The 24,611-nt window shown below is 59.6% G+C and carries 25 protein-coding genes and 1 pseudogene; 11 read left to right on the forward strand and 15 right to left on the reverse strand.

Translation table 11 applies throughout. The annotated features are described in order from the left end of the window. Nucleotides 1-19: 19 nt before the first annotated feature. Genes BHD07_RS26370 through BHD07_RS26385 form a run of 4 tightly spaced genes read left to right on the forward strand, consistent with a single transcriptional unit; the run spans nucleotide 20 to nucleotide 3,832 of the window. On the forward strand, nucleotides 20-997 hold the full coding sequence (locus BHD07_RS26370; protein ID WP_338283789.1) for an aldo/keto reductase: 978 nt from the start codon (nucleotides 20-22) through the stop codon (nucleotides 995-997). Nucleotides 998-1,056: 59 nt separating this feature from the next. Continuing rightward, on the forward strand, nucleotides 1,057-2,223 hold the full coding sequence (locus tag BHD07_RS26375) for an aldo/keto reductase (protein WP_338283791.1): 1,167 nt from the start codon (nucleotides 1,057-1,059) through the stop codon (nucleotides 2,221-2,223). Between the two features lie 13 nt (nucleotides 2,224-2,236). Continuing rightward, entirely contained in the window at nucleotides 2,237-3,226 is a 990-nt protein-coding gene (locus BHD07_RS26380) for an aldo/keto reductase (RefSeq protein ID WP_318851727.1), read from the forward strand. Nucleotides 3,227-3,247: 21 nt separating this feature from the next. Beyond that, nucleotides 3,248-3,832: a flavodoxin gene (locus tag BHD07_RS26385; protein WP_153312959.1), complete on the forward strand. Its 585-nt coding sequence runs from the start codon at nucleotides 3,248-3,250 to the stop codon at nucleotides 3,830-3,832. A 601-nt stretch (nucleotides 3,833-4,433) separates the two neighbouring features. Here the strand turns inward: BHD07_RS26385 and BHD07_RS26390 are convergent. From BHD07_RS26390 to BHD07_RS26460, 15 genes and pseudogenes are all read right to left on the reverse strand, one after another. Next, nucleotides 4,434-5,616 (reverse strand): annotated as a pseudogene (locus tag BHD07_RS26390) (IS91 family transposase). Between the two features lie 10 nt (nucleotides 5,617-5,626). Further along, entirely contained in the window at nucleotides 5,627-6,514 is an 888-nt protein-coding gene (locus BHD07_RS26395; protein WP_153312951.1) for a tyrosine-type recombinase/integrase, read from the reverse strand. A gap of 153 nt (nucleotides 6,515-6,667) precedes the next feature. Next, nucleotides 6,668-8,761: a type IV secretory system conjugative DNA transfer family protein gene (locus tag BHD07_RS26400; protein WP_153312953.1), complete on the reverse strand. Its 2,094-nt coding sequence runs from the start codon at nucleotides 8,759-8,761 to the stop codon at nucleotides 6,668-6,670. Next, nucleotides 8,758-9,786 carry a P-type DNA transfer ATPase VirB11 gene (gene virB11, locus BHD07_RS26405; RefSeq protein ID WP_318851728.1) on the reverse strand — a complete coding sequence of 343 codons (1,029 nt, stop codon included), beginning with the start codon at nucleotides 9,784-9,786 and terminating at the stop codon, nucleotides 8,758-8,760. The genes BHD07_RS26400 and virB11 overlap by 4 nt, the downstream gene beginning before the upstream one ends. Next, nucleotides 9,767-10,978, reverse strand: coding sequence for a type IV secretion system protein VirB10 (virB10, locus tag BHD07_RS26410; protein WP_153312955.1), 1,212 nt, complete (start codon nucleotides 10,976-10,978; stop codon nucleotides 9,767-9,769). The genes virB11 and virB10 overlap by 20 nt, the downstream gene beginning before the upstream one ends. After that, a complete protein-coding gene (locus BHD07_RS26415) occupies nucleotides 10,978-11,787 on the reverse strand; it encodes a TrbG/VirB9 family P-type conjugative transfer protein (protein ID WP_153312956.1) in 810 nt (269 codons plus the stop codon). Before BHD07_RS26415 ends, virB10 begins: the two co-directional genes overlap by 1 nt. Further along, nucleotides 11,784-12,479, reverse strand: coding sequence for a virB8 family protein (locus tag BHD07_RS26420; RefSeq protein ID WP_153312957.1), 696 nt, complete (start codon nucleotides 12,477-12,479; stop codon nucleotides 11,784-11,786). Before BHD07_RS26420 ends, BHD07_RS26415 begins: the two co-directional genes overlap by 4 nt. A 37-nt stretch (nucleotides 12,480-12,516) precedes the next feature. After that, on the reverse strand, nucleotides 12,517-13,545 hold the full coding sequence (locus BHD07_RS26425) for a type IV secretion system protein (protein ID WP_318851729.1): 1,029 nt from the start codon (nucleotides 13,543-13,545) through the stop codon (nucleotides 12,517-12,519). A gap of 15 nt (nucleotides 13,546-13,560) precedes the next feature. After that, a complete protein-coding gene (locus BHD07_RS26430; RefSeq protein WP_318851730.1) occupies nucleotides 13,561-13,788 on the reverse strand; it encodes a hypothetical protein in 228 nt (75 codons plus the stop codon). Then, entirely contained in the window at nucleotides 13,778-14,479 is a 702-nt protein-coding gene (locus tag BHD07_RS26435; protein WP_153313016.1) for a type IV secretion system protein, read from the reverse strand. Before BHD07_RS26435 ends, BHD07_RS26430 begins: the two co-directional genes overlap by 11 nt. An 11-nt stretch (nucleotides 14,480-14,490) precedes the next feature. Continuing rightward, the gene (locus tag BHD07_RS26440) at nucleotides 14,491-15,579 is read right to left on the reverse strand and encodes a lytic transglycosylase domain-containing protein (RefSeq protein WP_153313013.1); all 1,089 of its coding nucleotides are present in this window, start codon (nucleotides 15,577-15,579) and stop codon (nucleotides 14,491-14,493) included. Next, nucleotides 15,576-18,035, reverse strand: coding sequence for a VirB4 family type IV secretion/conjugal transfer ATPase (locus BHD07_RS26445; protein WP_153313014.1), 2,460 nt, complete (start codon nucleotides 18,033-18,035; stop codon nucleotides 15,576-15,578). The genes BHD07_RS26440 and BHD07_RS26445 overlap by 4 nt, the downstream gene beginning before the upstream one ends. Nucleotides 18,036-18,037: 2 nt before the next feature. Then, entirely contained in the window at nucleotides 18,038-18,337 is a 300-nt protein-coding gene (locus tag BHD07_RS26450) for a type IV secretion system protein VirB3 (protein ID WP_153313015.1), read from the reverse strand. A 3-nt stretch (nucleotides 18,338-18,340) separates the two neighbouring features. Continuing rightward, a complete protein-coding gene (locus BHD07_RS26455) occupies nucleotides 18,341-18,679 on the reverse strand; it encodes a TrbC/VirB2 family protein (protein WP_015241462.1) in 339 nt (112 codons plus the stop codon). Between the two features lie 11 nt (nucleotides 18,680-18,690). Further along, entirely contained in the window at nucleotides 18,691-19,593 is a 903-nt protein-coding gene (locus BHD07_RS26460; RefSeq protein ID WP_318851734.1) for a lytic transglycosylase domain-containing protein, read from the reverse strand. A gap of 222 nt (nucleotides 19,594-19,815) precedes the next feature. Here BHD07_RS26460 and BHD07_RS26465 point away from each other — a divergent pair, with 222 nt between their 5' ends. The 7 genes from BHD07_RS26465 to BHD07_RS26495 all read left to right on the forward strand — a co-directional run bounded on the left by BHD07_RS26465 (nucleotide 19,816) and on the right by BHD07_RS26495 (nucleotide 24,419). Further along, on the forward strand, nucleotides 19,816-20,424 hold the full coding sequence (locus BHD07_RS26465) for a hypothetical protein (protein WP_153313708.1): 609 nt from the start codon (nucleotides 19,816-19,818) through the stop codon (nucleotides 20,422-20,424). Continuing rightward, nucleotides 20,421-20,957 (forward strand): thermonuclease family protein, encoded by a 537-nt coding sequence (locus BHD07_RS26470; protein ID WP_127641017.1) that lies wholly within the window; start codon nucleotides 20,421-20,423, stop codon nucleotides 20,955-20,957. The genes BHD07_RS26465 and BHD07_RS26470 overlap by 4 nt, the downstream gene beginning before the upstream one ends. Further along, entirely contained in the window at nucleotides 20,954-21,655 is a 702-nt protein-coding gene (locus tag BHD07_RS26475) for a thermonuclease family protein (protein WP_318851731.1), read from the forward strand. The genes BHD07_RS26470 and BHD07_RS26475 overlap by 4 nt, the downstream gene beginning before the upstream one ends. 395 nt (nucleotides 21,656-22,050) lie before the next feature. Continuing rightward, the gene (locus BHD07_RS26480; protein ID WP_153313706.1) at nucleotides 22,051-22,647 is read left to right on the forward strand and encodes a hypothetical protein; all 597 of its coding nucleotides are present in this window, start codon (nucleotides 22,051-22,053) and stop codon (nucleotides 22,645-22,647) included. Between the two features lie 19 nt (nucleotides 22,648-22,666). After that, a complete protein-coding gene (locus tag BHD07_RS26485; RefSeq protein ID WP_153313705.1) occupies nucleotides 22,667-23,083 on the forward strand; it encodes a hypothetical protein in 417 nt (138 codons plus the stop codon). 312 nt (nucleotides 23,084-23,395) lie between these two features. Beyond that, nucleotides 23,396-23,890, forward strand: a complete 495-nt coding sequence (locus BHD07_RS26490) for a hypothetical protein (RefSeq protein ID WP_164829387.1) — start codon at nucleotides 23,396-23,398, stop codon at nucleotides 23,888-23,890. Nucleotide 23,891: 1 nt separating this feature from the next. Next, on the forward strand, nucleotides 23,892-24,419 hold the full coding sequence (locus BHD07_RS26495) for a hypothetical protein (protein ID WP_127519377.1): 528 nt from the start codon (nucleotides 23,892-23,894) through the stop codon (nucleotides 24,417-24,419). Nucleotides 24,420-24,611: the final 192 nt, after the last annotated feature.

The following is a 24,611-nucleotide window of genomic DNA, read 5'->3' on the forward strand; positions in this document are numbered from 1 at the left end:
AAGCTGGGAAGGCATGACGATGGAAACGAGAAAACTTGGAGCGCTGGACGTGTCGGTCATTGGCCTCGGCTGCATGGGCTTGAGCTATGGTTATGGGCCGGCCAGCGAGCGCAGCGACGCGATCCGTCTCATCCGCGCGGCCCATGAGCGCGGTGTCACCTTCTTCGACACCGCCGAGGCTTATGGGCCTGGCATCAACGAGGACGTCGTGGGCGAAGCGCTGCAGCCTGTTCGCGAGCAGGTCGTGATCGCAACGAAGTTCGGGTTCAGGGATGGCGTGCCAGCCAACGGGCTCGACAGCCGTCCCGACCGCATACGACGCGTGGCGGACGAGGCGTTGACGCGCCTCCGGACCGATCATATCGACCTCTTCTACCAGCATCGCGTTGACCCTAACGTGCCCATCGAGGAGGTCGCGGGCACCGTCCAGGACCTTATCCATCAAGGCAAGGTGCGCCACTTCGGGCTTTCGGAGGCTGGCGTCGACACGATCCGTCGCGCCCACGCGGTGCAGCCGATTGCAGCGCTGCAGAGCGAGTATTCCCTATGGTGGCGTGAGCCGGAGACCGAGATCCTGCCGCTCCTCGATGAGCTTGGCATCGGCTTCGTGCCGTTCGCGCCGCTTGGGAAAGGATTTCTAACGGGCAAGATCGACCAGAACGCCACCTTCGGGAAAGACGACTTCCGGGCATCCGTGCCACGTTTCTCACCGGAGGCGTTGAAGGCGAACCAGGCACTCGTCGACCTTATCGGATCGATTGCCTCCGCCAAGAAGGTGACGCCAGCGCAGATCGCGCTGGCATGGTTGCTCGCCCAGCGTCCGTATATCGTGCCAATCCCCGGCACCACCAAGCTCCACCGGCTCGAGGAGAACCTTGGGGCGGCAGACCTCGTGCTGACTTCCGACGAACTCGCGCGCATCACGCGGTCGCTCGCCGGCATCGCCGTGCAAGGCGACCGCTATCCCGCCTCGCACCAGCATTTCGTCAACCGCTGAGGCGGGCCGTTCAAGCTCAAACTCAAGAACCGCCCGACATAATAGAAGGACGAGCAGGCATGACAAACAGACGGACGTCGGAAATGGGTCGCCGTGGTTTCCTGAGCACAGCGGGAAGTCTCGCGGCGACGCCGCTGCTCGTCGGCACCGGTCCACAGGCTTCAGCCCAGGAGACCGCTCAAGGGACGGGCGTCAACAGCACTGCATCAAAACTGAGCGGCCGGCGGAAGCTGGGCTTGCTGGAAGTCTCGAGCCTCGGCCTTGGCGTTCAGAATATGCACCGCACCTATCAGACGACAATCCCCTCCCGGCCGGAGATGATCAATATCATCCGCACGGCCTATGAGCGCGGCGTCACGTTCTTTGATACCGCCGAGGCCTACGGCCCGCATGAGTGCGAGCGGATTCTCGGCGAAGCCATCGCGCCGTTCCGAGACAAGGTCGTGATCACCTCAAAATTCGGCTGGAACATAGACCTGGAAACCGGTGAGCGGCGCCCCGGCCTCAACAGCCGTCCGGAGCGTATTAAGCTGGCGGTCGAGGGCATGCTCAAGCGTCTGCGGACCGACCGCATCGACCTTCTCTACCAGCATCGCGTCGATCCGGAGGTTCCGGTCGAGGACGTCGCCGGCGCCGTCAAGGACCTCATGGACCAAGGCAAGATCCTGCACTGGGGCCTCTCCGAAATGGGGCTCGACACGTTGCGCCGCGCGCACGCCGCGCTACCCGTAACGGCTGTCCAGAACGAGTATTCGATGCTGTGGCGCGGGCCGGAAGATCAGATGATCCCTGTCTGCGAGGAGCCCGGAATCGGCTTCGTGCCGTGGAGCCCGCTCGGTGTCGGCTTCCTGACGGGAGCGATCGATGAGCGGACGCGCTTCGCCGAGGGAGACATTCGCGGGATCGAGACCCGCTTCTCGCCCGAGAACCTGCCAGCGAACCTGACGCTCGTGAAACTGCTGGGCGACTGGGCCGACAGGAAGCAGGCCACCGCCGCGCAGATCGCCTTGGCATGGGTGATGGCCCAAAAGCCCTGGATCGTTCCGATCCCCGGCACGACGCAGATGCCGCACATGCTGGAGAATATCGGCGCTGCCTCGATCAGCTTCACGCCCGAGGAGATCGACGAACTCAATTCAGCCGTAGCGGCGATTGAGGTGCGCGGCCAGCGCTTGCCAGACGCCGTTCTGGCGTTCTCGAACGTCGAGGCGCCTGAGAAGAAGTAAAGGAATTATCGCGATGAAACACAGACATATCGGAAGTCTCGAGGTCTCGGCCCTCGGCCTTGGCTGCATGGGCATGACCGGCGTCTACGGTGGCAGTGCGGACAAGGGCGAGATGATCAAGCTTATCCACGACGCACATGATCGCGGGGTGACGTTCTTCGATACGGCCGAAGCCTATGGTCCATTTGCCAACGAAGCGCTGCTTGGCGAAGCGCTTCAGCCAATCCGCGACAAGGTCGTCATCGCCACGAAGTTTGGCTTCGACATCGATCTTGAGACAGGCGCGCGCAGCGGCGGCACCAACAGTCGGCCCGAGCATGTCAAGGCGGTGGCGGTGGCGGCGCTGAAGCGCCTGAAGACCGACCGCATCGACCTCTTCTACCAGCATCGGGTCGATCTCAATGTGCCGATCGAGGATGTCGCCGGGGCTGTGGGGGATCTAATCGCTGAAGGCAAGGTGAAACACTTCGGTCTTTCCGAGGCTGGCGTCCAGACCATCCGCCGCGCTCATGCTGTCCAGCCCGTAACGGCGGTGCAGAGCGAATATTCGCTATTCTGGCGCGGCCCGGAGGCTGACCTTCTGCCTGTGCTGGAAGAACTCGGCATCGGCTTCGTACCGTTCAGCCCTCTGGGCGCCGGCTTCCTGACCGGCAAAATCGACGAGAACACGAAGTTTGAACAGGGCGATTTCCGCAACCTGGTGCCGCGCTTCTCGACCGAGGCGCGCAAGGCCAACATGGCGCTGGTTCGTGTGGTCAACGGTGTGGCGGATCGCAAGGGTGCAACGCCGGCGCAGGTCGCGCTTGCCTGGTTGCTGGCGCAGAAGCCGTGGATCGTGCCGATCCCCGGCACCACCAAGCTGCATCGTCTGGAAGAAAACCTTGGTGCACTCGACCTCGAACTGACGGCCGACGAGCTCACCGAGATCGATGCCGAAGCTTCCAAGGTAGAGGTTCAGGGCGAACGCCTGCCCGAAGCCGTACTGAAGATGACCGGACATTGATTAACGTCCCGGAGGAAAGCCATGGCTCCCGACGATCCGACACGAAGGGAAATCCTGATGTCCTCGTTGTTACTACCTCTCGCAGCAGGGGGAGCCGCGTCCGTTTCCCCGGCTGCGGCTGCCCGAATAGAGGGAACGATACTTGTTGCGTATTTTTCGCGGAGCGGAAACACGCGTGTCGTCGCGGGTCAGGTCAGCAGGGCGCTGCGAACCGACCTGTTCGAGATCGTACCGGAAAAGCCTTATCCCGAAGACTATTTCGAGACGGTGGAGCAAGCGCAACAGGAGAGCGGCCGTGGCTATGAACCGCCGCTTAAAAGGACGGTCGCCGATGTCGCCCGCTACAACGCCGTATTCCTCGGCTTTCCAATCTGGGGTATGACCGTTCCACCCGTAGTCCGCTCGTTCCTTACCGCCCACGACTTCTCAGGCAAGACGATCATACCTCTTGTCACGCATGGCGGCTACGGACTGGGAGACAGCTTGTCGGTTCTGGCCGGACATACACCGCAGGCGCAACTCGCCGATGCATTTTCTATGCAGGCACCGCAAGAGAGACAGACGATAACCCGAGTGATGGATTGGCTTGGCAAAGTCCAACGGTGAACATCGCATGTTCAACTCACATGCCCGCGTCCCGCGCCGACAGTCGTATGCGCGCTCCTGGCAAACAAAGCGCGACCCCAGCAATAGATAAACGTGAGGACAAGACCGACCTTGGTGACCGGCAGCGCTCGTCGCAGCTTACGAGCCACTTAAATCCCGGCAGGGACGACGGACCGACGCAGCAACGCGGGTGCCATCTGAATGGTCCGCTTGGGGGCAACATAGAACACGGCCAGCGTTGTCCTCGGGCGGCAGCTTTGGTGAAGGTTTTTCGATGCGGGCCGCGGCGCGACTGTGGCGGCTGGGCCTGTGTCGGCCCGCGTTGAAAAACCTCCCAAGGAGGAGGCCGCGGGGGCTGGGTGGTGCGCCTATGGGGAAAGCGTGCGGCTGCGGTTGTTCAAGGTGGCCATCGGTGGGAGCGTCAGCCGCAGAAGGGTTGCCCCGAAGGCTTGCAATGAGACGATCGGGATCGAGGTCGCAGGTCTTTCGCAGGCTCGCATCGGCGGTTTTGCAGTGTGCTGGGTTGCTTGGGGCAGACCGGCGCCACCCCGGAACGCATCGCAGATCCCGGCCGGCCTTGGCTGATGTGACATGCGTTTCGTCATGCGGCGTCCTTTCGGGGTGGCGCGCGGGATCTGGGTTGCTGGCCACGGCGGAATATCTCGACGATGCGCATCGGGCCGCCGCAGTGCGGGCATGGCTCTCTCAGGGTGAGCGGGGTTCTCGCGGTGCGTGGCGCGTCATCCTGGAACGGCGCGTCCACCCCGAGCAGTGTGCTGATTTTTGCGACGTTGGCCTTGCGCCCCGCGCCGGCAAGCAGGCCGTAATGGCGGATGCGGTGGAATCCGTCGGGCACCACGTGGATCAGGAAGCGGCGGATGAACTCGTCGGTGGCCAGCCGCATCACCTTCTGCCGGTCACCGGTCTTGATGCGGTAATCCTTCCAGCGGAAGGTGACCGCCTCGGCATCCGCGCTGATCAGGCGGCTGTTGGAGATGGCGACGCGATGGGTGTAGCGGCTGAGATAGGCCAGCACGGCCTCGGGACCGCCGAACGGGGGCTTGGCGTAGACGACCCAGTCGCATTTGCGCAAGGGGGCAAGCCAGGCGGCGAAGGCATCCGCCTCCGCGAGCTCGGCCAGATCCCCGAAGAAGGCCAGATCGCCGGATTGATGCAGTGCCATCAATCCTTCGACAAACAGCCGCCGGAAGAGACGCGACAGCACCTTTACGGGCAGAAAGAAGCCGGGGCGGCATGAGATCCAGCGCGTGCCATCCGGGGACAGCCCACCGCCGGGCACGATGATGTGCACATGCGGGTGATGAGTCAGCGCCGATCCCCAGGTGTGCAGCACGCTGGTCATGCCGATGCGCGCGCCAAGGTGGCGGGGATCGGCGGCGATGGTGGTCAGCGTCTCCGCCGACGCCCGAAACAGCAGGTCATAGACCGCCTTCTTGTTCCAGTAGGCGATTTGCGCGATCTCGGCCGGCAGGGTGAAAACCACGTGGAAATACTCGACCGTCGGCACGGGCGGCCATCCAGTCCCGCGCCGCGGGTCCCTGGCACTTGGGGCAGTGCCGGTTCTTGCAGGGATTGTAGGCGATGTGCTTGTGGCCGCATTTGGCACAGGCCGCCACATGCCCGCCGAGCGCCTCGGTTCGGCAGGCTTCGATCGCCGCCATCACCTTGAGCTGGGCCAGGCTGACATGCCCGGCATTGGCCCGCCGCCACGCCGGGCCATAGGCACGGAAGATGTCGGCGATCTCCAGTCTTGGCCGGATCACCGCACCGGCGCTACTCCAGTCCTCGTCGGAGCGTTTGGTCCTGCAGCTTCTTCAGGGTCTCGAACGGGCTGACGGTGTCGCGGATCGTCTTGGTGGCGACATGGGTATAGCGGGCGGTGGTCGTCAGCTTGGCGTGTCCGAGAAGGACCTGGATCACCCGAACATCGGTGTTCGCTTCCAAAAGGTGGGTGGCAAAGCAGTGCCGCAGGGTATGCAGCGTCGCGGGCTTGGCGATACCGGCCAGGCTCTTGGCGGCGGTGAAGGCGCGGTTGAGCTGTCGCGGCGAGATCGGATTGATCTTCGGCTTGCCGGGAAACAGCCAGCCCTGCGGCCGCGCCTCACGCCAGTAGTCGCGCAAGAGTTCCAGCAGCGCGGGCGACAGCATCACCTTGCGGTCCTTCTGCCCCTTGCCCTGTTCGACATGGATCAGCATCCGGTCGCTGTCGATGTCGCTGATCTTCAGGTTGCAGACCTCGGAGGCGCGCAGTCCGGCGCCATAGGAGATGCTGAGCGCCGCCCGATACTTCAGGCCCGGCCCCGGAGCGGCCATCAGCAGGTCGGAAACCTCCTCGATGCTCAGCACCACCGGCAACTTCCGCGGCTGCCGCCGGAATTGCATATGCCGCTTCATCTCCTCGCGGCCGCAGGTGGTGGCGAAAAAGAACCGCAGCGCCACGATGCGGGCGTTGAAGGTCGTCGGTGTGACACCCGCGTTGGTCATGTGCAGTTGGTAGGCGCGCAGGTCATCGGCTGTGGCGGTGTCCGGTGACCGCTTGAGAAACCCGGCGAAATCCTTGATCGCCCGAATATGCGCCTGCTGGGCCTTGTCGCCCAGCCCACGGATGCGCATGTCTTCGATCATCCGCTCGCGCAGCGGGGTGGTCCTCTCCTCCGTCATGGGAACCTCCTGTCTGAAGATTGAGAACACCCAATCGTCAGCCAGGACGGCAAAGCCGCAAATGCACGGCGTTCAGATCATTGCTGCACCCTCACCACGGGCGCCAGTGCCGCGCGAGCGGCTTCGTCCATGGGTCGGAAGCGGTTCCGCAAGCTATTCGGCCGGCACACCAAGTTCAACGGGGTCAGGCACGGTCGCGCTGAAGATGTCCAAGATGTTGCGACGCTTGGTCGGAGACTTGTCGCCAAGCTTCTCAGCCTTCATCTCGACCACTTCCTTGAGCTGCGCGGCCTTTGGTTTGAGGCCCTCCTCGATGGCCTTTATCCGGGCTTCCATTGCATCGAGGCTTGCAGATGCTTCCGCACCACCAGTGTTTGCAGCCTTAGGCTTCGGGCGCAGCGCCTTTTTATTGACGGTGCGTTTGGCAGGTGCTGCAGCTTTCTCGTCTGCCGCAGGATCTGCCTTGACCGGAGTCGCCTGCGCCGCGGCGGCCGTCAAAGGCTTGTCCTCTTTCGCTGGCGCCGGCGAGGGAATCTCGACGGAAGGATCTCCCCCCTTGGCATATTCTGGAGTTGTCGCCGGCACGGGCTTCGGTGCCAGATAATCGACTTCCGGCACTTGCGGAATGTTGGCCTGAGAAAATGCCTCGGCAGATTTGAAGGGCTGTGTTTGGAAGAAGCGAAGCTTTTCACCAAAGATCGGCCGTTGTCCTTCGATGAGCAGGATCATCTTGGTCTCCGGCATTTGCCGGACTTCCTGCGGCATCATCAGATCGCGCTCGCGAATCTGCTCCACCTTCGTGCGGCGAGGCAGGCCCATCAGTTCGATCGTGCGGGATTCCGACTGGTAGCGGATCGTGCGCTTTCCGAGCGCGCGGGATGCGTACTCGGCTGTGGCCTGGTCGTTGGCGCCGAGGACGAGCTGATAGCCACAATTGCCGAGCAACGAATGTCGGGAGGTTTCGCCGTAGATCTCGTCGAGGTTCTTCAGATCCTGGATGATGAAGGCAAGCTTGATGTTATAGCCGGCGACATAGGGCAGTTTGGTCATGATCTCGTCCATCCGCTTCAACTGCCGGAATTCGTCGAGCAGGAAATAGACGGGGAGCGAATTGGGATCGTGCTCGAGCGTGAGGATATCCATCACCTGCTGCACGAAAAGCGTGAGGAGAGGGCGCAGCAGGGTGATATCGGTGATGTTCGGCGCCAGGTAGATCGAGATCGGCCGGCGCTTCATGGCGCGAAGATCCATGTCGGTGACATTGGTCGCGGCGACGATCCGCTCGTTCTTGAAGGGCCGCATCGCCTTTTGAATGTCCAAGAGAGCAGACGCGGCGGCGCGTTCCGATAGGGCGATGTAGGAATTGAAGCTCTCGACGGTGAACTTCGAAAGGTAGGGCTCTTTCTCCTTGATGTATTTCATGAGCGCCTGGAGATCGACGCCGCTATTACAAAAGGAATTGACCTCGGCGAGGTTGCGCCGGTCTTTGTAGAAGGGGCTTTCCGTGATGTAGCTGATCACGCCGGCAAGGACCTGTTGCGCGGTCGCTTGCCAGACGGAATTTTCCGATTCCGTGTTCTCGGGCACAAGAATGCTGGCGATGTTTTGAATGTCGGTCGTGCGATTGCCGCGCTCCGGCCGGATAAAGTCCAGCGGGTTATAGCTGTTGGTCTTTTCGGAGCCAGGCGCGAATAGGAAGACTTGGCTGCCGTTCTGCCGGCGATAACCCGCCGTCGCCTTGAACACTTCGCCCTTGAGATCGGTGACGATCATCGAGCCTTCGTGCATCAGCGCATTGGGGATCACATAGCCCGCGCCTTTACCCGAGCGCGTCGGGCCAATGATCAGATGATGCCGATCGTCCTTGGTGCGGAGTATGCTCCGCCCGACCCGGCCGAAGATATGGCCCTGTTTGCGGAACCACTTCGCGCGTCGTAGCGAAGCCATGTCCTGAAAGGCGGCATCCCCCAAAGGGCTGCTCGTCGGTTTCAGTCCGATGTAGGCGACAAGGCCCGCCACCAGCAGCGCCGGCACCATCGAACCAAGCGCGACCTTCTGCAGGGCAGGGCTCGTTTTGTAATGCCAGAACTGTTGAATCGGAGCGAAGGGATTGCTCGTGATCGTCGTTTCGAGGATCCGACCGTCCTTGTAGAAGAGCTGAAGCCCCAGGCCGTACCCGAGCATCCAGACAACGAACGCTATCCCGACGCAAAAGAGCAGGTAGAAAGCCTGGAGCTGCTTCGTCATGACTCATCCCGGGCGAAGAAGATCTCAGAGACGCCGCGCTTGCCTCCTTCGCGGCGGAGCTGGATGACGATCGGGATAACCATCTGGATATAGGACATCAGATCCTGTTTCGAAAAACCCGCCGACATACCGGCTTGCTGCATCATCATGGCGAGCTGTTCATAAGCGCCCATCGGCGTATCGGCGTGAACCGTCGACATGCTGCCGGGATGGCCGGTGTTGATTGCCCGGAGGAAGGAAAAAGCCTCTGCACCCCGAATTTCACCGACGAACAGGCGATCCGGCCGCATGCGTAGGGATGACTCGAGCAGGCTTTGAATGGTCACGTCCGCTGTGCCCTGGTCGCCCTTCGACGCGATCAGATGAACGGCATTTGCTTGCGGTGGGAAGAGCTCTCGCGTGTCCTCGAGCGTGATAATCCGCTCATGCGGATCGACGCTCTTCAGGCAGGCATTGAGGAAGGTCGTTTTGCCGGAGGAAGTGCCGCCACTGATCAGGATAGAAACCCGCTTGGTGATGGCGGTATGGATGAAATCGTAAATCCGATTGGCGCGCAGATGCCCTATCAGCTCGCGATCGATGTCGCTGAGACCGCCGACGGCGACAGAGACCTTATCAAGCGAACCGTTGTCGCGATACTCCTCGAGCGTGAAGTTATTGACCACCTGCTTGCGGATCGAGATCGAGCCGCCTTCGGGTGCCGCCGGCGGCAAGACGATCTGGATACGCTCGCCGGTCGGAAGCGCGGCGCTGAGGATCGGCTTGGAGCGGCTGATGAACTGGTTCGTCGCGGCGGCAACACGCTCGCCGATGTTCTGGATTTCTTCACCCGTCAGGGCGTCGATTAGATGATGCTCCATATAGTCGGCGCCAAACCGTTCCACATAGACATGGCCCGGTTTGTTGATGGCGATTTCCACCACCCTCGGATCGTCAAGAAACTCCCTGATCGGTTCGAGAGCGCGGTTGAGGAAATAGTGGGGATCGTGTCTGATCGTAGTGGTGTTACCTGCGGCGACGTTCACGTTGAATCTCCTTCATCGCTTCGGTGACCGGGTCGTCATACATGGCGCTGAAATCGAGGTCCTGGCGTACGTAGACAAAGATCCGCTCGCCCTGGCTGACGCTAATCGTGGGAGGAATACGCAGGTTTTCGCTCAAGGCCTGGTTCGCCATATCCGAGAAGGTCTCGGCGATGGTTTCGCGGGCGAGCTCCTCGCCACGTTGTGCCTCGCTGTTGTTGTCGCCGAACGCCTCGTCGCTTCCGTAGCCGGTCAAGAAACTGGCGCCGGCGCCGACGACCGAAAGCATGATTGCGGAGCCGAACCTCTCGCGCCACTTGTTATCGACATGGCCGGTCAAGCCCGAGCGCCCCAAGCTATCCGTGCCGATGGAGTTAAGGCGCACCGACACACCATCATCGCGAATGAGGCGGGTCCAGATGACGAAAATACGCTTTTGCCCGCGGGTGATCTCGGACTGGTATTCGCCAATGAGGCGCGTCCCAGTCGGGATGAGAACGCGTCTCCCGTCGAAGGAATAGACGTCCTGCGACGTGATCGCGCGAATCTGACCGGGGAGATCGCTGTTGATCGCGGTCTCGAGGATGCCCGGGATCAACGTTCCTTCTGGGATCATGGCGTCGATGCGTTCGATCTGCCGCGCCTTAGCGCTCCGATCGGCCAAACTCGAGGCCGCGGCCAGGTACTTGCTGTTGCGGTCTTCGCCAGCAACGCTGAGGCCGGACTCGTCTTCGCCTGAAAAACCGCCGTTGCCGTTGCCATTGCCTTTCTGATCAAGCGAGATCAGCCCCGACTTATAGCGTTCGGGAAACTCTTCGACAGCCGCAATTTCGGGCGTGGCTTCAACGATCTCTGGTGGCGGTGGAACCTTAAACTCCGTGGTATCGGCGGGCTCTTCTTCAACTGGCTCCGGAGGAGGGGGCAGATTGATGACTGCAGGCTCTATCTCCGGCTTCGGCTCTTCTTGCTCACGCACGAATGACGGCGGTCGGAAGGTGGTCGTCTCAAACTCTTCATCGCTATCGGCGACGTCACGCGGCTTTTCTCCGGCCGTGGCAAGCACGAAATAGGCGGCGACAGCGCCCCCCAGGAGTAGGGCAGCCATGCCGATGGTTTGATTCCGTCCAGCGTGTCTGTTGCTGACGGCCGTTTCATCGGCCGCCGTCATGGCCTCAAGTTCAGGGCTGCGCTTCATTAATTGCCGCTCCTCCTACGTTTCGTCGCCTTGGTGTCAGGAGCCGGACCGAGAATGGCAGGATCCGGAGCGCCGAAGTCGGGCTTGCGAAGGTTAAAGAGGCAGGTCCATTGATTGCCCTCGCGCAGCGTGTATTGCGTCGCGACACCATCGACGACGATGTATTCGCCCTCCTTCCGGAAATTGCGCAGCGTCTCGGAAAAGTCGGCCTGGACGGCAAAAATCGCCGGGACCCGGCTGCCGAACTTGAAGAAGGTCTTTTTCCCGTCGTCGAAGATCACCAAGGGCTTCAACGCCGGATCACCGGAAAACGAATAATCGATGTTGACGTTGGCCTTATCGACTTTCGACATGTTCGGGTAGGCCGCCCGGTACTCAGCCTCTTTGCGGAGCGCGGCATTTAGATCCTTCTCGGGATAGACGAAACGGATTCCGAACACCTGCTTGCCATCGGACGGAGCATGGTCGTTGAGCTCGAGGAAATAGATCCTCTTGCTGGTCACAACATTCATGTTGGTGGCGACGTTCTTTGCGATCGGCTTTACGAACAGAATGTTGCCCTTCTCGGAAGGGGCAACCTGCCAACTGTCGGTGTCGCCAAGCGAGATCGTTTCGAACTTTTCGTCCTCGTCAAAGATGATCATGGTGGAGATGCCGTAGGTGGCAGAGACCTTCACCACGTTGTTGGACTGGTAGACGACGCTGGTCACGCGCGAATCGAGGCTGCCCGGGCGGGGGGCCTGCGCAGCATGGGCGTGAGTCATCATCGCGGCGGCGCAGGCCGCGGAAAGCAGGAGGCGTTTGATCATTCCTCACCTTCTGGCGTAACCGTTTCTTGATCGCGACGGTAGTTGTAGACCTGGAAGCCCAAGGGGTTCTCAAAGCGCCATTCGTTGGTCGCCGGCGTGTCCGTATAGCGATAGCGAACGACCGAAATGAAGTGGCGGACGATCGAATCCGTGTCCGATTTTTCGGTCGTGGAGAAACGGACCAAGGCCGTGCTCGCATTGGAGAAGGTGACGGACTTGATGTCGACCGTGACCTTCTTGTTCTTGCCGAGGACCTTTGCCGGATTGCTGGGATTTGCCGCGCTGTAAAGCTCCTGCAGCTCGCGGGCCGCATCATCAGTAGAGAGCAGGGCGGCGATGCCGAAATTCTGCTCAATCGCGAAGGGGTCGTAGCCTTCGCGAGATCGGATATAGCGCACGACGTTCGCCTGCGTGACCGCCTGTTGGTCGGTCAGCTTGGCAGACCTGGTTAGACCGGTTTTTACCTCCATATAGCCGGTGTTCTTATCGACCTCGACGATGTAGGGCTCAAAGCTCTTCAGCGGAACGAGCATCACCAAGGCGGTCAGCGACAGCAGGGTAATTGCGCCGAAAATCAATGTGACGAACCATGCGAGCGAGCGCGATCGCTTGGCTTTCTTGACGATCTCCTGTTCCCAACGATCGCCGTCCTGAAAATAGCTCCGAAGAGCTGCGTCATTCGTTTCTGCCATTCGATCTAGCCCTACATCTAGCCCTTAAATTCGCGTCTCAGCGAGGCATGCTGTTGCTGCTAATGCGGTTTTGCATCGCCTCAGCAGCGGCGTTGCGAATATTGGTTCTCATGCCTTCCTGGGTACGTGCCCTGGCTTGCATCCCGGCGTTGCCAATTGACCCCGCCAGTCGTTGTCCGCCCGACAGGGCGGATATTGGTCCTGATATGCCTGCAAATCGGCCGACGGCGCGCGCGACGTTGCCAATCCCGGCGGCCACGCCACCGGTGATGCCCTGCGCTAGAACCTGAATATTGAAGAGGACAAATGCGCCTGCGGCGCAGAGCAGCAGGAAAGCGGAAATGTCGCTAAGATCAAGTTGCCGCTGGTTTGCAGCGCTCGTGACCTTTGTCAATTCCGGGTCCATTGCTGCGATCAAGAATGCAGCCACGACATAGACGAATAGTGGGATCAGCGCATACATCAGCACCTGCTGGAACCAGGCGACGCCCATGCCTCTTGTCTGCTCGAAAAGCATGCAGCCGATGAAGATAGGTGCGGTGCCGATCAGCACCCACATCATCACCTTGGCAAGGAGTAGGATCGCCAAAGCCACAGCAATGAAAACCGCCACTGCAAACATGATCAGAAAACCGATCATGGACGGCAGCACCGCAAAATAACCAGACTGTTCTGCGAAGGCAGAAGCAGCCTCGTTTGCCGTTTTCCAGATCATCGAAAGGCCGTTTGTCGGCTCTGTGATGCCTGTCCCGGTGGCGGTAAGGATCGCCCGGCCGACGTCCTCTGGCGTGTTATTCAGCCAGGAATAGAAAAGAGTGTTGAAGTAGTCCCACTCTCTGACCAGCGCCAGAATGATCAACATCCGGGCGACGCAACCAATGATCTCGCTGACGCTGACGCGGGCCGTTCCCATGAAGAGCTGGAGGCCGTAGTAGCCCACATATGCAATGAACATGATGGTGAGGAGCGGCACGATCTCATCGCCGACTATCCCGTAGGCTCTCGAGGAGAAATCCGCGCCTGTCTGTTCAATTCTGTCCAGCAGATCGCCTAAGAAATCGTGCATCGTTGCCAACCATCCTCACTCAGTCGCCATCGCCTCGATCGCAGCGAAGGCGGCCGCTGCGTCACCGTTGACGCTCATCATCGGGCCGCATTCTCGGCGAGCATCCGGCGCGTAAGACGTCAGGTTGGCAGGTCTCTTGCAGGGGGCAGTCTTCTCCTTCGCCGCTGTACCGCAGCCGGCGAGGCCGGCCGCGATCAGGAGGGGAAACAGAACCTTTGCGGTCAGGGTGATTTTACTGGTCACTGTAGGTGAGCGCCTTCTTCGAGTTGGAAATGTCCGTCAGGCGCCGCTGGTTATCGGCCTGAAGCGAAGAGACGGCGCCGTTCATGACACCGATCAGTTCGTTGATCGTCAGGCCTGCCTGGACCTGAAGCTGTGTGTTCTGATCGATCGAGCCCTTGATGTCCTTGGCCTGACCGATGTTTGTGCCCGCCTGCTCGAAAGAGGTGCGGCGCGTTTGGACTGCCTGCTGCGACCCGTTAACGAGCGCCGCGACACCGAGAACGGTGTTGACCATCTCTTCATAAGACTTGTCGCCCGAAAAAGAGCTGCCCGCCTGCCCGGACAAGTTCTTCACCAGTTGCAGGCCGTTGATGAAGGTCGTTGCGACCTTGGCAACATCGCCGCCCATGCTTCCGAAGTTCGGAACGCCGCCAGACATCAGGCTATCGAAGGACGGCATTTGAGAGACGCTGAAGCCATTGCCGACGGCAAGGTTCTGCATCTGATTGGCGTCGCTACCGCGATCGCCGGTCACCGCCTCAAGGGTGTCCTGGACCGTTTTCAGGACTTCCTTGTTCGTGCCGAGAATGTCATCGGTGGTTTTCGAGGTTCTCTGTGCAATCTCAAGATTTGCAGCGTCGATGACCGGGACTTGCGCGGAAGCTGCGGACGCAAGGGCCACCGAGCACGCCGTTAAAATCAAACGTTTCATGGCAGTTCTCCTCATTGAGCGGTCAACATCAGATCTACGTTGGCTTCGCGCTCCCGCTTCTGGACGCAAGCCTTTTCTGTCGGGCTCCAATCAAGCCCCTCGCGAGGATCGCAAACACCGGTCGTTTCGCGATCCGCCTCGTCGTCATCCTTCTTGACGTCGCTCGTACGTGATGCGCCTGAAAGGTTGCCGACATTGACCGCACTTCGAGAATTCATGAGGTCCGCCATTGTCGTGCCGAGGCGGATGACCTGATTCATCATTTCGAGGTTTGCGTTTCGCGCGCCCGAGTTATGGTCCCAACTGTCCTGAATGGTCCCGCTGGACATGGCGCCCAACTGCTGCAGCCAGGAGGCAACATTCCCGCTGCTTTCCCCTATCGCCTGGGACGTCGCCATGGAGTTGATGGTGGAATCCCGCATGCCGGTGAAGGCTGTAGACCCGCCGCCATAGTTCACAGGGATGTTGGCAACGTCGGAGCCGCCGAAGGCGGGGAGCCACTTTTGGGTGATGTTTGCGACATACCCTTGCGTTTCCTTAAATGGCGGAATACCGCCATATTTCTGGACGTTGCCAGGTCCAGCGTTATAGGCAGCCAGTGCGAGATTCGTGTTGCCGTTGGAGCGCCGGAGCTGTTGTTTCAGATAGCGCGCGCCGCCACGAAGATTGTCTTCCATGTCATAAGGATTGACTCCGAGATCCTTTGCCGTACCCGGCATGAGCTGAGAAAGCCCAATGGCGCCAACCGGCGATTTCGCACACGGATTGAACCGGCTTTCCTGGTAGACAAGCGCCATGAAAAGGCTTTCGTCGACGCCTTCTTCCTGGGCCACTCGCTTCACGAGGCCGGTGATTTCCGGGTTGGCCGTTGCAGCGGAAGCGGCGTCACCGCTGCGACCTGGACGATACATCGAGCAGGTTACGCTCTTGCTGACCGTATGACGGTCACTATCCGTCTTCTCGATTTCCGTCGTCGTCTGGTCGCGTTTGGTGTCAGTCTCGAGCAACTTGCCGTCAAGCACCGGCACCTGAGAGTGCGCCGTTCCGAAGGCACCAAGCCACAGCGCAGAAATCACCCACAAAGCAGGACTCTTCCTCATTCGGCCTTCTCCCATCCGCAAAATTCAGCCAGCCAATTTTCAGGCTCGTCGCCATATTGTTCCCGAAGCGCCGCGCACTCCTCGACGGTCTCCTTGCGGCCGGAAAGCACCTTCACGAGATCGGGCATGGCGGAGAGATCGAGCCGAGCGATGACCGAGTCATTGCCGTGCTTGATCAGAAAAGTTCGCTTTTCGGGCGGAGTGTTCTTGATGAAGTTGAATTCCTTGACCGTCAGGCCAAAGCGCTTGATGTAGCTCTCTTCGTCGGCCCGCGGGTTCGGAAAGTGAATGTTCGTCGCCGACTGCTCGATCAGCGTATTCGAGGCTTTTGCCTTGGCGATATCCGCCGCGGACTGGGTGCCGAAGCCAACAATGCCGTTGAGCTTGCGGATGGTTTTCATCTTGTCGACGATGAACGCCGAAAAGGTCTCGTCCATAAGAAGCTGCCAGCCCTCGTCCATGAAGAACATGACGGGGTTTCCGTCGAGCAGCTCGTCGAGGCGATGATAGAGGTACATCAGCGCCGGCGTGCGGAGCTCCTCGTTGCCGAGGATGTTCGTCATGTCGAACCCAAAGACGCTGCGACCCGAGAAAGACAGGACGTCGTGCTGAGCGTTGAAGAGCCACGCCTTTTCACCTTCGATCCAAGGACGAAGGCGAGAGTGAAGGTCATTGGCATCCGCCCGCGACCGACCCACAAGCAGGGCGGCCAGGTTCGCTAGGTTCCGTTCCGCCGCAGGTTCCTGCATCAGGCGGACGATCGCCCGCTCAAGCGTATCCTCGTCTTCCTGAGTGAAGTCACTGCGATCACCGGAGCGCAGCATTGCCTTCAGGAGGCGAAGGAGAAATTCGCGGTTTGGGCCGGTATTTTCGAGCTGCAGCGGGTTGAAGCCGGTCGGCGTTCCCGGTGACAGCACCTCATATGAACCGCCAATCGCCCTTACGAAGATTTCCGCGCCGCGATCCTTGTCGAAGAACACGCCTTTCGGCGTCGGTGAAACGCGCATCGCCTGTGCGAGCAGGAAGGTCAAAGCGACCGTTTTACCGGAGCCGGTTGGTCCCGTGACGAGGAAGTGCCCGATGTCGCGACGATGGAAGTTGAACCAGTACGGCGTCTGCGACGTGGTTTCGAGGATCGTGATCGGCAGTCCCCAATGAGTGCGATCGGCCTGGCCCGTCGCGAAATTGTGCATGGAGGACAGGCCGGAAAAATTCGCGCTCGACAACATCGCTTTGCGAGCAATGTAGCTGTGATTGCCGGGCAGTTGCGCCCAAAATCCCGCTTCGAGGTTCAGATCCTCGCGAAGCCAGGTGAGATTCATGTCGGTGAGGCAAGCACCGAGCTCGGAAACGGTGCGGCTAAGGCCCGGGAGATCGCGGGAGAGGCATAGGAGCGAAAGATGGTGGAAACCGAAGACGGCTTCCTGGTTCATCAGGCTATTGAGCGCATAGTCGATATCCTGTTCGACTGAGCTACCGGACTCGTCCGAGGCTCTGATCTGCCTCTGCAATCGACTAATACGTTCTTGAGCGATCGGCTTGTCGGCGATGGTGAAGGATTGCGTCAGAATGAATTCGTGGTTCACCTGCAGCAGGCCGTCCAGCATTCCCGGCCCGGTGAAGGGCGGATATTCCTTGATGGACAGCAGCGCCCCAAAGCGGGTGTCTTCGTCGACAGCCGCTTGAGCTTGCATCGTCCGCTTGCTGAAATGCAGTCGCGACGTTCCAACATAATTGCGAATGCCCATGCGGGGCAGGCGCATCTTGCGCGGCACGCCGCAGCTCAGGATCGCATTAAAGAACTCGCAGGGTTCGGAGTAGGGCTCGCCTTTCTCCTTCTCTTCACCCCCTTCAATGTTGGCCTCGTCGTCATTCCTGCGACGATAGGTAATTCCGAGCGCCCGGGCTCCATACTTGTGCAGATCGCGCACGATGTTGCCGATCAGCTCCTCGAGCTCCGTAACATCTTCGCGCGTTTGCTGGACGCGAGCGTCCTTGTTGGCCCTGTCAAAGAGCCTCTTCAACGAGTCGCCAACGCCGAGGGCGCCCCGCATCCCAGACCGCACGACCGTCAGGTATATTTCGTTTGTGAACATGCGCTTATGGCGCAGCTGCCCCATGTAACGCTCGTTCAATAGGTCGCAGAATGGTTCATCGAACGCGCCACCGATCTGCGTTTCGAGCTCTCTTCGGATCACGGTCGACCAAAGAGAATAGCGGCTCGACCCCAAGGCACGGATCATTGTGTTCTGGACGACCGACCGCATGTTGAGCTCAGCCTGGTCCTCCGTCTGGAAGAACAGTCCATCGAGTTTGATGACGCTTAGAAGCGATCCGTTTTCCAGCCCGATCACTGTGTCGGAGACGTGTCTGAGATACGGAATATGAGTCGACATGGGCCGCTCATTGCTGGCGACCCGGCCGAATCCAAGCTCTTCTTTGACGACTTTCAGCATGGTCACGGTCCGTAAGAGTTGGTGCCCCAAAAGCGCCTGTTGGGCGTGCGGGGCGTCTTTCGGGACGTCACCTGCATCACATCCAGGATCCTGTTGTCCCAGGTGCAGAGAGAGAACAGGACGAGGTAAGCAACCGGCGCGATGAGCAACGCCAGGAGGTCGTTCGTTGCAAGCCAGCCGATAATGGTGACGCCAACGATCAGCACCACCGCCATGTAGGGCACGCCCCAAAGCGTTGGGGACCGGGTTAACCCGATCACCAATGGCGTCAGAGCTGGTTTTTCGTCCTGAAACCCACTCATCGGTCACTGGCCGACCGCCGAGATCATCTCGTCGACGATCGCCGGTGCGCCAAACACCAGACCGATGCCCATCACGACCGCGCCGGCTGTGAACCATGACAAGCGACCGGCGAATGCCAGAAACCCAAGGCCAATTACGGCGATGATCGCGAGCAGCCGACCGAACGGGCCGGTGATGAAATCAACGATCATCTGCACCGCCGTCTGAAGCGGCCCGAAGGCGCCGCCTGCACTCTGCGCGAGAGCAACATCAGCGCCCGCGACTTGGAATGCCGCCACAATGCCGAGCGTGGCTGCGAGCTTCACCGCCTGAGACTTCCTCGTTTGCATTTCAAATTGCATGTTTCTCTCCTTCAAAAGTGCATGACACCGCCGACAAACTTGCCGGTCTTCTTCACGGCGATGACACCGGCGTCGCCGCTGTCACTCGCATCCGAGACCGCCTGCGGAGCGGCGGCCGGCCTCGCCTTGCCTTTTGCCGACGGCATTGGCAGCCCGAGTTGGTAGTTCACCACCTTGGCGACGTATCCGACTGTTTCCTGGAACGGCGGAATGCCGCCGTGTTGGTAGATCCGCTGTTCGCCGCTGTTGTAGGCAGCCGCGACGAGGAGCGGGTTCTGAAACTCATCAAGCAAAAAGCGCAGGTACTTCATCCCGCCCTCGATATTCTGAGCGGGATCACAGATGTCCTTGACGCCGAACCGCGCAGCCGTCGCAGGCATGAGCTGCATCGGTCCGCGCGCGCCCTTTGGGGAATTGCGGCTTTGGTCAAAGCCGCTCTCCGCCCAGGCGATGGCCGTCGCGAAGACTTCATCGACGCGATATTTGCGCGCCGTCTGTACAACCAGAGACTTAACCTCTTCCGAGCTGAGCGGAGACGGACCGCAGTCTTTGGTGTTGTCATCGATCTGCCGAACTGCACCAAGTTGCTGTATTGAGCCCGCGGGAACTTGCGGTTCATCAACCCTGTTCGGCACGTCGTTGGAGGAAGCGAAATTGCTCAAGACTGCATCAATATGATGCATGCCCCCAAAATCATGGGGGCTTTTGTCAGCTTTGTACTGAGCCGCATTTTCCTGCTTCACAACGCCATCAGCGCCTAGCACGAACTCCTTCTCTGAGCCGCGCCAGCGCTCATCGAAGTTCGTTGCAAGCTCCGCCTTGCGCTCGATCGTCCAAGTGCCTTTTTTTGTTATAATGTCTGCAGATTTCGGCCCGTCTTGGGCGTAAGAAATCTGAACCCAGCTCGTGCACAAAAGGGCGCTCCCGGTAAAAGCGGTCCAGCCCACAACGCCTGAAAATCTAGCCCTTTTATCCATCGCCGCGCGCCTAACTTGCGGTGTTGTGATCGAAACGAAAACCAACTAAGCTGGTGAAGGTGACGCATCGATTTGGTTCATCGATACAACTTTTCGAGGCAGACTTAAACCCCCTATTGCAGGGGAACGATCGGAAGCAATATGGGTAAGGGCTAGAAAATGAAACGGACCATCATCGCCGCACTCGTAAGTTGTGCAACCGCAACACCTGCGTTATCCGTCTCGGACATCAACAAGGATTACATCAAATCGCTGGCAGCGCCGGGCAAGACGGTTCTCGTGCTCGAATATTACGACGGAAGCGGAAAGGTCGCCGATCGGAAGGGCTATGCAACAACGGCCGGATTTAAGGCCGTTTCACCGACCGACTTTCGCGTGGATGACAAGACAATACTGCACCTTTTTGGCCTGGAGCCATGCAAGGGCGAAATGGTCAATCGCAGTGAAGACTTCGCCGGGAGCTGCACCGATTATGCGCAGCAACAGCTTCAGATCCTGTTACAAAACCCGAAGGTCGTGTTTTGCCGTGCCTTTGTGAGCGAGCAAGGTTCGCCCGTCCAGAACGCCACCTGCTACGGCTACTATAATTTCCCCGGTAGCCTCGACTCCGTCGATATGCTCGAGGAGCAGCTTTTGTCGCTCGGCGCGCTCCGCCTCGCAAAAAAGCCAGATGGGACTCCCGTTCGTCCGGATCTCTCCAAAGCTGAGGAGATTGGCCAGAAGGGGTCATTCGGAATGTGGGCCGATCCGAGGGTGAAGGGTCAATGAGAAGGGCTCTTTCCCTTCTGTTGGCTCTCTTGCCGACATCCGTATCCGCAGCGCCCGCAGGCTATTTCGATCTTCTTCCTGGCGTCACCCTGGAAACTGGCGACACGTGGGTTTCCAATGGTGAAAGATTCCGCCTCTATGGCGTCCAGTCCTGTTTGCGCGGCACTGCCTATACGGACAAGCACGGGCAGAAACGTGACTGCGGCGAGGCGTCCCTTGCCGTGCTGGCGGCCTATATCAAAGACACCAAACCTGTTTGCGCCCCGGTGGTGAAGAAGGACGGTATCGCTTACGTCGTCTGCTACGCCACAGTTGGGAAGCAGCGGCTTGATCTGGCAAACGTCCTAATCACGAGCGGATACGCCTTCGCGGCCCTCAACGGTGAGGGCATGCCCTATCACGTCCCCTATGCCGTGGCTGAGAAACTTGCGCGCGATAAGCGTGCCGGCCTCTGGCAGTTCGAAGACGTCCAGCATCCGGCCATTCTCTTGAGCCGCGAGGTGAATGCGCGAACCAAGAAGGCAGATCAATGAAGCGATACCTACTTGCAGCCGCCGCGCTCGCTACGATCCCCCACGCAGCGACAGCCGCGGATCTCATCAAGACTCCGGCCGCGGCGGCTCGGCCACCGCACAGATTGAGCGAAGCTCCAATCTACCAAAATCCGGTCTACAAAGGCCGGGTCGCCGTGATGGACGGCCGCACTCTGTGGTATCCGCAATATGCGCAGCGCGTTCGCCTCGTCGAGATCGACGCGTGCGAGCTCCCACAGTGGGCGATTGATCCCAAGTGGGTGGATCGCGAGCGGCAAAAGGCGCCTTCACCCGTTCCGTGCGGCCCACTTGCAAAGGCTTGGCTCAAGAGGACCATAGGCAGCAGACCGATCGAATGTACCGTCATAGCGTATGGCAATGACGGTATCCCCCAGGCCCGCTGCACGTCAGCCGGCCGCGATATTGCGGTCGAGATGCTTCGTGTCGGATGGGCGCGTGTCGCGTCGCCCTATTCATACAACAGCCAATACCTGGTCTATCAGCAGCACGCGATGGCGGCCCGCTATGGCATGTGGGCGACTTACGTCCTCGACATGAACGAGTGGCGTCGCAAGGCCGTCGACAAGACGCTAGACCGCCAGCCGATCGCTGATTTCAACCTGCTTGTCGAACGGGAAAGAGAAATATCGCCGCCCTTCATCGACGCGCGGAAAAAGCCCAAGAGGACTGACCGATAGTTGCCCGACTTCGCACATATTGCGAGCTCATTCGCAACCGACCCGCTGGCGAGCTTAATGCTCGCCATTCCCTTATCGTTTGCGCTCATCGTCGTTTCGGAAAGAATCTGGTGGGTGCACGGTCCGTTCGCCCTGGCGCTCCTGGTCGTTTCGATCCTCTTTCTCGATCAACGTCATCTGGCGCTGGACAGCTTTCTCGTCGGCCTATTCGCCTTTCCGCCCGCTTTGCCGGGACATTCCCAACCAACCGATGCTCTTCCGCATCGGGACCTTCTGGTTCTCAGTGTTCGCGCTCATTGCCGCCGTCATCTACGCAGCGGGCGACCGAGTGCAGCACGTCACACCGCTATTCGTCGATCGGGCGTCCCGAGCCGCAACATCATGAGGGCCACTGAATGAAACACCTGCTTTACGCCGCAGCCGGTCTTGCTGCGCTTACCTTCGCCCCCACAGGAGCAAAGGCAGAAGATGCTTCCTGGGGCTGCCAGGTTCTCCTTTGCGCTGCCTCGCAAAATCCGTCCTGGCAGCGCGTTCCCTATTGCGTGCCCCCGATGAGGAGGCTGATCGCCGCAATGTCGAAGCCAGGATTTGATTGGCCCATTTGTCACGAAGCGAAGGCCGGCGAGCCAGGCCGGGAAGAGTTCGAGGACTGCCCTGCAGGGTCGCACCCCACCTCGAGCAATGATGGAGACGATAACGGCTTACGACGCAACGAGCAGGATCAATGCGTCCGGATCGTCGACAGATGCGAGAACCGAAACGAATTCAGCCGCCTTTATGGCGACGAAGAAGCCAACCAGCGGAATAGAGTTACAGTCAACGTTCTCACCAGCGGCAGCCGCAACGACAATTTCTTGAATCGCAACAACCGCTACAACGGTTGCAAGGTGCAGGTAACGTCCCCCCGGCCGCGCCGTGCTAACGACTGGTATGTCGACATCCCGAATGACAAGGGCGTCAAGGAGCGCTTCTGGTTCAATCTCAGGACCTAAGCATCAGAGGAAACATTCAATGCACCAGAATGCCATAATCGCGATCGCAGCTACCCTCGGTTTAGCGGCTGGCGCCGGCGGCACCTACATTGCCACGTCCGAGCCGAAAGTCGAAGCTCAGGCCATCTCGAAAGCCGAACTGGTTGCGGCTATCTCCGCTGATCCATCTCTTTGCCCTATTCCGACCGTTGAAGCGCCGACAGAAGCCGAAGCATTGGCCGCCTACCGCAAAGCACATGCGGCGTCTCCTCTCGTTTGGGATCGGAATAATCTGCCGGAAATCTCTCTGGCACTCGGCCAATGTGACAAGGCCGGGGCAGGGCCAGGTGTCGCTTGCATGACCTCGGTCAAGATGGGACCCGAAGCGCGGCGTATTGATCGAATTGTCGGCTTCGCTAAGTCAGCATCCGGCGAGTGGATCGCCACAATCAACTAAGAAAGAAGCCGCCCAACAAGGGCGGCTTTATTCTTCTGCCTTCACGCTCGACCCAGCACATTGCTAGGCCAAGGCACAGGCCTATTCCGGAGGTTCGGTCGTACTCAAGACGGCATCCATTTCTTCCGGCTTGAGCGAGCCTCGCGCCGCGAACAAATTCGCGTCCAAGTAGGTCAACTTTTGCCATCCTTGCTGGTCGTTGCACGGCCGATAGTTGGGCGGCGGGATCTCTATTCGCCTGCGAACTCTGGCAAAACTTTCGCAAGTATGTTCTAATAAACTATACTTAGGGTTTAAGCGTTGGAGGGGAACGTGCCTGGACCCGCAGAACAAGCAGCGACCGATCAAGCTGCTCAAGTCACCCAAGCTGCTGATGAAACCAAGGAAATCATGTTCAAGTGGGTCGATGTGGTCCTCGGCCAATCCGGGGATCTTTGGACGCTGACGCTTTCGATCCTAACAGCGACCGTTCTGGTCGGGTTGCATTTGTACAACCGGGAGGAGCCATCGAGCGGTGCTTCGGCACTTGAGCCAATCCCACGCTGGTTGAATATCCTGCTTGGGTTGTCATTTGCCTGCTGTCTTCTCTCTCTGATCCTCGCCTACATGCTCAAAGGGGCGGTGATCGTGACTCTTCAAGATGGCTTGGACGACGGCAAGTTCGACATCACATCTTATCCGGCGCTGAATGCACTCGGCCAAGCGATATTGCTGTTTGTGGGTGCCAGCGCATTCGTGTGTGCGGCTGGACTCCGTCCTCGCTTGGTTTTGAAATCGCTATACAATGTCCTATCGGGGAGAGGGTGACATGCGCCGCCGTGACATGCTCGTTGGCTCCACTGCTCTTGCGGCAATCACGCTTGCTTCGACGTCTCGGGCCCAGAACACGATAGTAGGTGACATCATCCTGCCGCTTACGCGCGAGCGCCTGTTGTCCATCCTTTCGGATCCGGGACGCTTTTCCCTCGCCGTCGATACCCTCCGACTGACCCTGATGCTATCGCATCCAGCGACAGAGATGGCGAATGTGAATTTCGATGAGGTCAACGCGGATTATCGGCAGCGCCTGATGCAAGTCCGCCAAAGTATTGAACGTGTCGCAGCCGAGACAGCCAACCTCCCGGATCTTCTACCCCCTCTGTCAGACCAGCTCGAGGAGGCGGTCAGGCGAGCTGCGACAAGGCTTGTGGAAGTTGGCATTGCAGCGGGGGCAGCACTTCTTCGAGAGATGATCGACAGCTTCTGGAGTTTCCTGTTCGTGCTTGAGAGGATTTCGGGAGCGGGCGCTGTCGTCGACTGGATTTGCGGCTCGTTTCCCTTCAGCGTTTTGTGCTGAAGGGAACGTGCTGTCAAAACGGGTAGAACGATGGATTTCCACGCGTGAAATAACCTCCCGAGCACATGAGGAATTGCGGGCCGAGTTGGCGGCATCCATCGACACGCCGGCGAGCGTCAGCAGATCGCGGCCGAGCTGGAGCGCGCCGTCGCGCAGCACCAGCAGGAAGAGGCCGCATTCGATTGGTGATCA

Source organism: Sinorhizobium sp. KGO-5 (genome assembly GCF_036245905.1).
Taxonomy (GTDB): domain Bacteria; phylum Pseudomonadota; class Alphaproteobacteria; order Rhizobiales; family Rhizobiaceae; genus Sinorhizobium; species Sinorhizobium meliloti_A.